The organism is Xenorhabdus yunnanensis, assembly GCF_028598805.1.
Classification (GTDB): domain Bacteria; phylum Pseudomonadota; class Gammaproteobacteria; order Enterobacterales; family Enterobacteriaceae; genus Xenorhabdus; species Xenorhabdus yunnanensis.
In genome coordinates, this window is sequence record NZ_JAQRFI010000333.1 from 1 (window position 1) to 223 (window position 223).

Annotated in this window: 1 protein-coding gene; it reads left to right on the forward strand. The window is 49.3% G+C overall.

Annotated features, from left to right (window positions below):
* On the forward strand, positions 1-223 hold a 223-nt coding region (locus PSI23_RS22485), incomplete at both ends, for a phage baseplate assembly protein (protein WP_373567379.1).

Below are 223 nucleotides of genomic sequence, written 5' to 3' on the forward strand. Positions count from 1 at the left end.
AAATGAACTCTCATTGGTGATTGGCGGCAAACGGATTTATGGCTGGGACAGTATTCGCGTGACGCGTGGTATCGAACGGTTGCCGTCTGATTTTGAACTGATGCTGATGGATTATTACCCCGGCAGTCACGAACGACAATTGGTTGAGGCAGGCCAGCCCTGTCAGGTATTGTTAGGCGATGATCCTGTTATCACCGGTTATATCGATATCTGGAACTCGTCC